The organism is Thermoplasmata archaeon (genome assembly GCA_035632695.1).
GTDB lineage: Archaea > Thermoplasmatota > Thermoplasmata > RBG-16-68-12 > RBG-16-68-12 > RBG-16-68-12.
The window spans coordinates 1-7,689 of record DASQGG010000079.1 but is presented as its reverse complement, the minus strand read 5'-3'; the positions used below and the strand labels follow the sequence as shown (position 1 = coordinate 7,689).

9 protein-coding genes and 2 tRNA genes are annotated in these 7,689 nt (G+C 66.7%); 3 read left to right on the top strand and 8 right to left on the bottom strand.

The window, feature by feature from the left end:
• From VEY12_06035 to VEY12_06015, 5 genes are all read right to left on the bottom strand, one after another.
• The coding region (locus VEY12_06035) for a hypothetical protein (protein HYM39686.1) at positions 1-210 on the bottom strand (210 nt) is incomplete at its 3' end.
• A gap of 134 nt (positions 211-344) precedes the next feature.
• Positions 345-1,082, bottom strand: a complete 738-nt coding sequence (pcn, locus tag VEY12_06030; GenBank protein ID HYM39685.1) for a proliferating cell nuclear antigen (pcna) — start codon at positions 1,080-1,082, stop codon at positions 345-347.
• Positions 1,083-1,164: 82 nt separating this feature from the next.
• Entirely contained in the window at positions 1,165-1,479 is a 315-nt protein-coding gene (locus tag VEY12_06025; GenBank protein HYM39684.1) for a transcription factor S, read from the bottom strand.
• Positions 1,480-1,522: 43 nt separating this feature from the next.
• A complete protein-coding gene (locus tag VEY12_06020) occupies positions 1,523-2,659 on the bottom strand; it encodes a hypothetical protein (protein ID HYM39683.1) in 1,137 nt (378 codons plus the stop codon).
• Positions 2,660-2,764: 105 nt separating this feature from the next.
• Positions 2,765-4,489 (bottom strand): CopD family protein, encoded by a 1,725-nt coding sequence (locus VEY12_06015; GenBank protein ID HYM39682.1) that lies wholly within the window; start codon positions 4,487-4,489, stop codon positions 2,765-2,767.
• 99 nt (positions 4,490-4,588) lie between these two features.
• On the opposite strand from VEY12_06015, the gene VEY12_06010 reads away from it, so the two are divergent.
• Complete coding sequence (locus tag VEY12_06010; protein HYM39681.1) at positions 4,589-5,020, top strand: CBS domain-containing protein; 432 nt, start codon at positions 4,589-4,591, stop codon at positions 5,018-5,020.
• A 3-nt stretch (positions 5,021-5,023) separates the two neighbouring features.
• On the opposite strand, the gene VEY12_06005 is transcribed toward VEY12_06010, so the two are convergent.
• The 3 genes from VEY12_06005 to VEY12_05995 all read right to left on the bottom strand — a co-directional run bounded on the left by VEY12_06005 (position 5,024) and on the right by VEY12_05995 (position 5,672).
• Complete coding sequence (locus VEY12_06005; GenBank protein HYM39680.1) at positions 5,024-5,356, bottom strand: cupin domain-containing protein; 333 nt, start codon at positions 5,354-5,356, stop codon at positions 5,024-5,026.
• 68 nt (positions 5,357-5,424) lie between these two features.
• Positions 5,425-5,538 (bottom strand) — tRNA-Tyr (locus VEY12_06000).
• A 60-nt stretch (positions 5,539-5,598) separates the two neighbouring features.
• A tRNA-Phe gene (locus VEY12_05995) sits at positions 5,599-5,672 on the bottom strand.
• 196 nt (positions 5,673-5,868) lie between these two features.
• Between VEY12_05995 and VEY12_05990 the strand changes: the two genes are divergently transcribed.
• A complete protein-coding gene (locus tag VEY12_05990) occupies positions 5,869-7,278 on the top strand; it encodes a M20/M25/M40 family metallo-hydrolase (GenBank protein ID HYM39679.1) in 1,410 nt (469 codons plus the stop codon).
• Positions 7,279-7,499: 221 nt separating this feature from the next.
• On the top strand, positions 7,500-7,689 hold a 190-nt coding region (locus tag VEY12_05985; protein HYM39678.1), incomplete at its 3' end, for a hypothetical protein.

Sequence of the window (7,689 nt, the reverse complement as noted above, 5' to 3'; positions counted from 1 at the left end):
ACCATGTGCCGTTACTATCCGCTTCGCCTCGCCGCCGAGCCAATCTGCGAAAAGACGGACAGCGGGACCAGGCCAGAGCTGGGCCACTCCCAAGACCGTAGCATAGTATGGGTGCTTGATCCTGGGCGTCCGAAAGTTCTTCGTGATCTTGAAGTACCCGTCGCCATCGAAGAGTCCACCCAGGTATGCCAAGACGACCCCGTTGCTCATGAGGAACTACATGGTCCTCGGAGCGCAGGACACTGTTGACTACGTGTTCTGTAGATGCAGGAGCAGCGCGCGGAGACTTCGGTTGGACGGAACTCTGAGCGATTCAGCAAAAAACCGTCACGAATTGTACGAAATCAGTCACTTTCGATTCTTGGCGCAAGCAAATACTTGACTTCGCCCTTGCCGCTCGCGATCTTGAACTCCATCCGCACGGGATAGTCGGTACCCAAGTACAGCGCGACCGTGGGCGCCGTGCTAATCGCCTTGACCATGTTCGAGAAGTAGTCCAGTGGGAACAGGGAGCGCACCGCGTCCTTGGCCTGGAGCTCTTCCAGCAGGTCCTTGGGCACCATGTGGGACACGGTGTCCGTGTCGCCCTCAGATACGACCTCGAACCCTTCCGGCGACGCCTTGAGGGCGATGTGGTCGCTCACGCTCTCCGACGCCCGGATCGCCTGGCGGAGCTCGTCCGTACGGACGACGACCTTCGCAGGGAGGTTCAGGCTCGGCACCTTGGGGTCGCTCATGCCCGCGGTGTCCACCAGGGACATGCGTCGGGTCGTGTTCCCGACCGTGACGACGAGCCGGTTCTTGTCCTCGTCGTGGGCGATCGAGATGGCCTCGCCTGCCTTCGCGAGGCGCAGGATCTCCTTCATCTTGTCCATGTCGAGGCCCAGCTCGGCCTCCTCGGCCTTGTAGGACTCGAACGCACCGCGGTCGAGGGAGAGGTCCACCATGGCCACGTGGGCCGGGTCCACGGCCTTGACCGTGACGGAATCCTTGCCGACGTTGAGCTTGGCCTCGTCCACCAAGGTCGAGACCACGTCGACCAGTTCTTTGAGAACCTCTGCCTTCAGTTTCGCCTCGAACATCCGTCTCCCCCGAAAGTCCGGCCGACAATCCGGTCAACCGTAATAAAGGTTCCCGGATGGACGGCCGGGGAGCCTCCCGCCTTCAGTACTCGCGCCACGTGTTGCCGCACTTCACGCAACGGTAGATGCGCGTCGTCGGCTCGTCCGCGGCCCGCGTCTGGCGCATGACCCAGAACGCTTCGTAGTGTCCGCACTTCGGGCACTCCACGCGCGTCTTGGGAAGCGTCTCCGTGATCTCGTCGAGGACGAGGGTCTCCGCCGGCTTCTCCTTGGTCTGCCGGATCACCTTGGTCACGGTCACGTCCTTCCCCGAGAGGGAGCGTTCCATGCCGCAGGCGTTGCAGCGCAGCCGCCCGTCCACGGGGAACATGAGCGAGCCGCACTTGGGGCAGAACATCCGCGCCGTTCCGAGCGGGGCGTCCGATAAAAAGCTTGCGACTTCAGCGCGTCGGATGCTCGTACTGGCGGAGCGCGCGCTCGACGAACCTCTGGATCGCGACCTCTTCCTCGTGGCTCCGCTGCCGCGGCCGGCGCGCTTCCTGGGCTTCCCGGCGGGCCACCGCCTCCGCGTCCTCTTCTTCTTCGGCAGCCGCGTGGCTCTTCGAGTGGTGCTCCCTCGCGCCCGACGGGGGCGCGTGGTGCGTGCGCGATGCGACAACCTCTTCCTCCTCAGGTTCCTCGTCCTCCTCGTCGCGCGCGCGGGCGCGCCCGAGGTGCCGGGCCGAGTGCCCTTCGACGGTCTCTCCGTTGAGCTTTCGGTACTCCTCGAACCTCACCGGGGAGCCGTGCCGGCGGCGCTTCGGACCCGAGTGAATCTGGACGTCGCCGTGGCCCCGGGCTCGTGCCCGGACCGGCCGACGCATCTCGCGGAGCTCCTCGTCGTCCTCGTAGTCGTCCTCGTCCGCCGCAACGGCGCGGTGTCCGCCGAACAGGGGCTGGATCAGGTTGAAGCCTACGGATTGGCTCGAGCCGTTCTTGTAGTACAGCTCGCGCCGGGTCTGGTCCGCGATCAGGCCACCGATGTACGCGAAGATGATCACCATGAGGTATCCGTTCGTCCCCATGCCGAACGTGCTCTGGAGGGCCTTCACGAACCCCGTCATGTAGCCGACGAGGAAGTCCTTGTAGGGCATGAGGAACGGGAGGATGCTCGCCGCGCCGCCCGCGATGGCCTGGGGCAGGGAGGCCACGAGGTCGATCTGGGTCGAACCCATCCCGCGCGTGTACGCCGTGTTCGCGATCAGGACGATGACCACGGGCAGGATGGCGGCAAACACGCCCTTCATGGCCGAGCCGGAACGCCGCCCGCCCACGTAGCCCGCGATCATGGGGCCTGCGGGCTGGATCCACCACAGGAGGAAGGAGAGGATCAGGATGACCCGCGCCGAAGACCAGAACGAGAAGGGCGGGCCCTCGCCCCGCATCTGGCGCGACTCCCCGTCCACCTCGATCTTGTACGCGTTCGGGTTGGAGGGATGCTTCCGGGATCGCTTGTTGCTCCACGCGCCCTTCCGGTCCTCCTCGTCCTCCTCATCGTCGGAGCGGCGGGACCCGAGGACCCAGCGGAGGATTCCCATACCCATCCCTTGGAGGTCAGTCGGACCTTTGTCTGACAGCCCAAGGGCCCGCCGCGCTCTTAATAGCTTCGCCCTCGGCACACGCCTTGACAAAGCCGTCCGACATCACGAGGGGAGTCGGACTGCGAACCCGAACTCCACGGGGGTCCCCTGCGGCCCGCGGACCGTCGCGCGGAGATCCCACGTCCCGGTCGCGTCCAGCACGGACGATTCCACGAAGTAGTGGTTCCCGTGCGGTCCTTCGAGGGCGAGGGTGACCCACGTTCCGTTGCCGCCCTCGAGGAGGAACGAGAGCGTGGCGTTGGCTCCCGGGTAGTACGGCGTGCCGTTGCCCGCGTAGTAGAGGACGAGCTGGAAGATGTAGCTCCCGGGCCCGTTCGGCCACGGGTTCACCTGGAAGATCGCGTAGAGTCCTCCCGCGGTCGCGTCCAGGGTGAACGTCGCGTTCTGCGGCCCCGGCGCCGCCGCGGGATTCATCGTCGCGAGGAGTCCCGCCAGGACGAGGATGGCGACCCCGAGCATGGCCTCGAACCGGACCGTCCGCGTGAGGCGCTCGACGCCCTCGGGGGTGGGCGGCGCCTCGGGCTCCCGCCGAAGGCTGCGGCGGTTCCACGCCCCGAGGAGGACCATGGGGACGAGGAGGGCCGTCTTTGCCAGGATGACCCAGCCGTAGCTCGAGCCGAGGAGGCCGCCCACCGTGCCCACCAGGAACAGGGCGAGTCCCGCGCCCGCGGCCACGAGGAGTCCGACGCCGAGCAACGCGAGTCGGGAGAAGGCGCGCAGGAGTCCCTCCGAGAAGTCTGCGGGGGTCGGCGCCCGGAGCCATCGGCGAGTCCGTAGCAGGGCCAGGAGCCCGCCGGCCCACAGGGCGGCGCCGTACAGGTGGACCGCGTCTGCGACGGGGCCCAGGGGCCACCAGGCTTGCGTCGCGGCACCGTGGCTCGCCGCCGCCTCCGCGAGGATGGCGAGGAATCCGAGGAACAGGGTCGGGAGGAGTTCCCAGGCGCGCTCGCTCCACGCCCCGCCCGCGCGCCCACGTCGCAGGAGATGGGTGAGGAGGAGCGCCATGGCGATCCCAATGGCGGCCTGGGTCAGGGTCGAGAGCAGGAAGGTCGAACCCACCACGCCGCCGAGGCCCGAGGGCGGCGAGAGGATCAGGTTCTCGGCCCACAGCCCCGCCGCCGCGGCCGCGAAGATCCACGCGCCCAAGCGCGCGAAGCTCAGGAGGGCGCGGAAACCCTCCGCGGGAGGCGCACGCCCCTCGGCCGCTCCGGCAAAGGCCATGGGCGACCACAGGAGGGCGGCGACCAGGGTCGAGCCGAACGCGATCGCGAATCCTATGAAGTTCGCCGCATCCAACGACACGTCGATCGGCGAGATGGGTTGGCTCTGGCTCACGGCCCCGGTGCGCGGGAACGCCCCGGGCAGCGTGCCGTTGCGGTAGGCGATCATGAAGTAGAACGTCCCCGCCGTGAAGTGCCCGTCGTCCGCGGAGACCACGCTCCAGGTCACCGTGTACACGCTCGGTCCGATGCCGCTGAGCAGGTGAACCGCGAAGGTCGCGGGGTCCGTGGGCGAGAGCTGGGTGGGGCCCGTGTCCACGCGATGGTTCGTGCCATTCGTGACCGTGATCGTGGGCGAGCCGGGCTGCACGGCCTCGGACACGGTCACGCTCACGTACGCGGGTGCGACGTTCCAGATGTCGTACGGTGCCGGCGTCGAGGCGAGGAAGTCGGCGTGGGCGGCCGCCGGCGCAGACGTGGCCCAGAGGGCCAGCGCGAGGCCTCCGGCGAGCAAGGCGGCCAGGGCGACCCGGCGTCCACGAGGCATGGCGGATTCACCCTAATCTGCAGTCCTAGAAGTACTGTTCCCCGGTCCGCGGCCCGAGCGTGAGAAGGCATAAGTGCTCCCATGACGATGGGTGAAAGGATGGTCCTCTACGCCAGGGACATCGTGGAGAAGGAGATCCTCCGCCTCCCGAGCGGCACGTCTGTCCTGGAAGCTGCGCGCGAGATGCGCGAGAAGCACCATGGCTTCGTGATCGTGGTCACCGCGGACGGGAAACCGGCCGGCATCGCGACGGAGTGGGACTTCGTTGCGCGCGTCGTCGCGGAGGACCGCGACCCCGAGGCCGTGCGGCTCGAGGAGATCATGAGCCGCAACCTCGTTTCCGTGGAAGGAAGCGCCGCCCTGGATGCGGTTGCCCAGCTCATGGTGGACCGCGGGACACGCCGGGTCCTCGTCGTGAAGGACGGCACGATCCTCGGGGTCATCGAGGCGAAGACGATCCTGGTCCGCATGAAGGCGTACATCGATCGGCTCAGTGCGCAGATCGCCCGTGCGCAGACGCCCATGTTCTAGCCGTCACCCCTTTTCGCGATATCGATTCGGGTCATCGAAGAAGTCGATCACACGCGCCCCCTTCTTCAGGACCGCCGCGTGCGGCACCCTCGCAGGCACGAAATACCCGTCCCCGCGGCGGCAGGTTCGGGCTGCAGATCCGATGGTCAGCCGGATCTCTCCCTCGAGGACGACGCCCCACTGCGCGCCGTGTTCGTGTTCCGGCACGGAAGTGTCCTGGGTGGCCTCCCAGAAGATCGCGGAGGCCGTCGGACCGCGGAGGAGTCGCACGTGCACGCCCGGAATGGGGACGTCTGTCAGGGGGAGCTTCTCGAACATCTCCGGGAAGTGGACCATGCGAGGGCAACGGCCGACCGGCTCATGAATCTGTAGACGCGACCACGGGCGGCGCCGCCAGAGGGGAGTCCCGCCTCCCGGATTTGAACCGGGGGCCTGATGATGCCAGCGGGCACCGCGAACGCCGTGTCCGCGGGAGCACTCTACAGTCACCCGCTCTGACCAGGCTGAGCTAAGGCGGGACGAGCGACGAACGGGTCTCCCGATAAAAAGGTTGTCGAGCGCCCGGAGTCGGGAGGAAGTGCCGCGGGCCGGGCTCGAACCGGCGGCTTCGAGATCTTCAGTCTCGCACTCTCCCAAACTGAGTTACCGCGGCGCAACGCGACCGAACGGTTCGCGGGAGAAATAGTTTGCTGCCTGCAGAGCGCGGGACGAGGGATGCCTGAGGCAATGGGCATGTTCCAGGGCCGCGCTTCCTGGGTGCGGCTCCCGCGGCGAGTGGTGGTGCATTTCCCGGTCGTGCGGGCGGGCCCACCTTCATCCTTATCGTCTCCGGCCATATCCCCGCGCCGATGAAAGAGATCGCGCCGCCGGAGGTCTACGAGGCGCTGAACCGGCGATTCCCGGAAGGGCTCGAGAAGACCCGGGAGCTCCTGCGCCAGCCCAGCGTCAGCGCCACGGGCGAAGGTGTCGCCGAGTGCGCCGAGCGGGTTCGGTCCGCCATGGCCGAGCTCGGGTGTAAGACGAAGACGTTTGCCAAGGGGGGCCACCCGCTCGTCATCGGGTATCTCGACGTCGGCGCCGACACGACCCTCGTCGAGTACGAGATGTACGACGTCCAGCCCGTGGGCGACCTCGCCGCGTGGCGTTCGCCTCCCTTTGCCGCGGAGATCCATGACGTGGAGGGCGTCGGGCCTGCGGTGGTCTCCCGAGGATCGACGAACTCCAAGGGAGCGCTCATGGGCCACCTGCACACTTGGCGCGTGATCCGAGACGTCGACGAGATGCCCGTGAACCTGAAGATCCTCGCCGAAGGCGAGGAGGAGATCAGCAGCGCCAACTTCATCGAGTTCGTCCGGACCCATCGCGCCGAGCTCAAGGCGGATGGCGCCATTGCGAACGACTACACGGAGGATCTGCGCGGGGTGCCCACGATCTACCTGGGCGTGAAGGGGTGCCTGTACCTCACGATCTGGTCGCGCGGAAACCCGAAGAAGGGTGGCCCCATGGAGAGCGAGATCCACAGCTCGAACGCGGTGTGGATCGATTCCCCGGTGTGGCGGCTCGTGCAGGCGCTCGACACCCTCGTCGACCGCAAGACCCAGCGACCTCTCGTGGAGGGGTTCTGGGACGACGTGCGCCCTCCCACGAAGCGGGACCTCGAGATGATCGCGACCCTGTCCAAGAGGTTCGATCCGAAGGCGTGGCTGCGGGAGGAGCGCACGGCCAAGTTCAAGTATCGATTGCCGAAGGACGCCCTCCTGCGCAAGTACCTCTTTGACCCGACGATCAACATCTGCGGCCTTTACGCGGGCTACATCGAGCACGGCGGCACGAAGACGATTCTCCCGCACGAGGCGTACGCCAAGGTCGACATTCGGCTCGTGAAGGACATGACCGTGGAGGGCACCCTGCGCAAGCTCCGATCTCACCTGCGGAAGCGCGGCTTCGAGGACCTCGAGATTCAGGTCCACGGCCCATACGGGGCCGCGAAGACGGACCCGGACTCCTGGATCGCGCACGCCGCGGTCGAGGCCGTGCGGGCCCACGACCGGGAGCCGGAGGTATGGCCCACGAGCGGTGGGACGATGCCCGCGTTCGCCTTCGACGAGTACCTCAAGCTCCCCTGGGTCGCGTCGGGCCTCGGACACGGTTCGCGAGCCCACGCGCCCAACGAGTACGCCTCGATCGACGGCATGAAGCGGTTCATGCTCGGTGAGGCGAGCCTCGTGTACGCCGCGGCACATGCGCGTCCTCCCTGAGGCCGCGGAGCGCCGTGGAATTCGAAGCCGCGAATTGTACGAAAACGATGGGTTCGCAGCCTGAAAATGACCCCGAAAAATCGGCCCCACGAAAACCCTCGTTCTATGGAGAAAACCGATTCATTCTCACTCGTGGAATTTCAGCACGACACCTATAAATAGCGTAACCCGGGTTGGCGCGATGTAATGCCCACCGGAGAGGGTTCTCTACAGGTGACTCGATGGTCGTCGTGATTCGTCGCGATCTTCGCAGGGACGAGCGCGGTGTGGCGTCGACGGTCGGGACGATCATGGCCCTCCTCGTGTTCCTCACGTTCCTGAGCCTGATCGTGAACCAGTACGTGCCCGTCTGGATGAAGGACTCCGAGGCGGCCCACATGGACTCCGCGGTGGGGCAGCTCGCGGACGTCA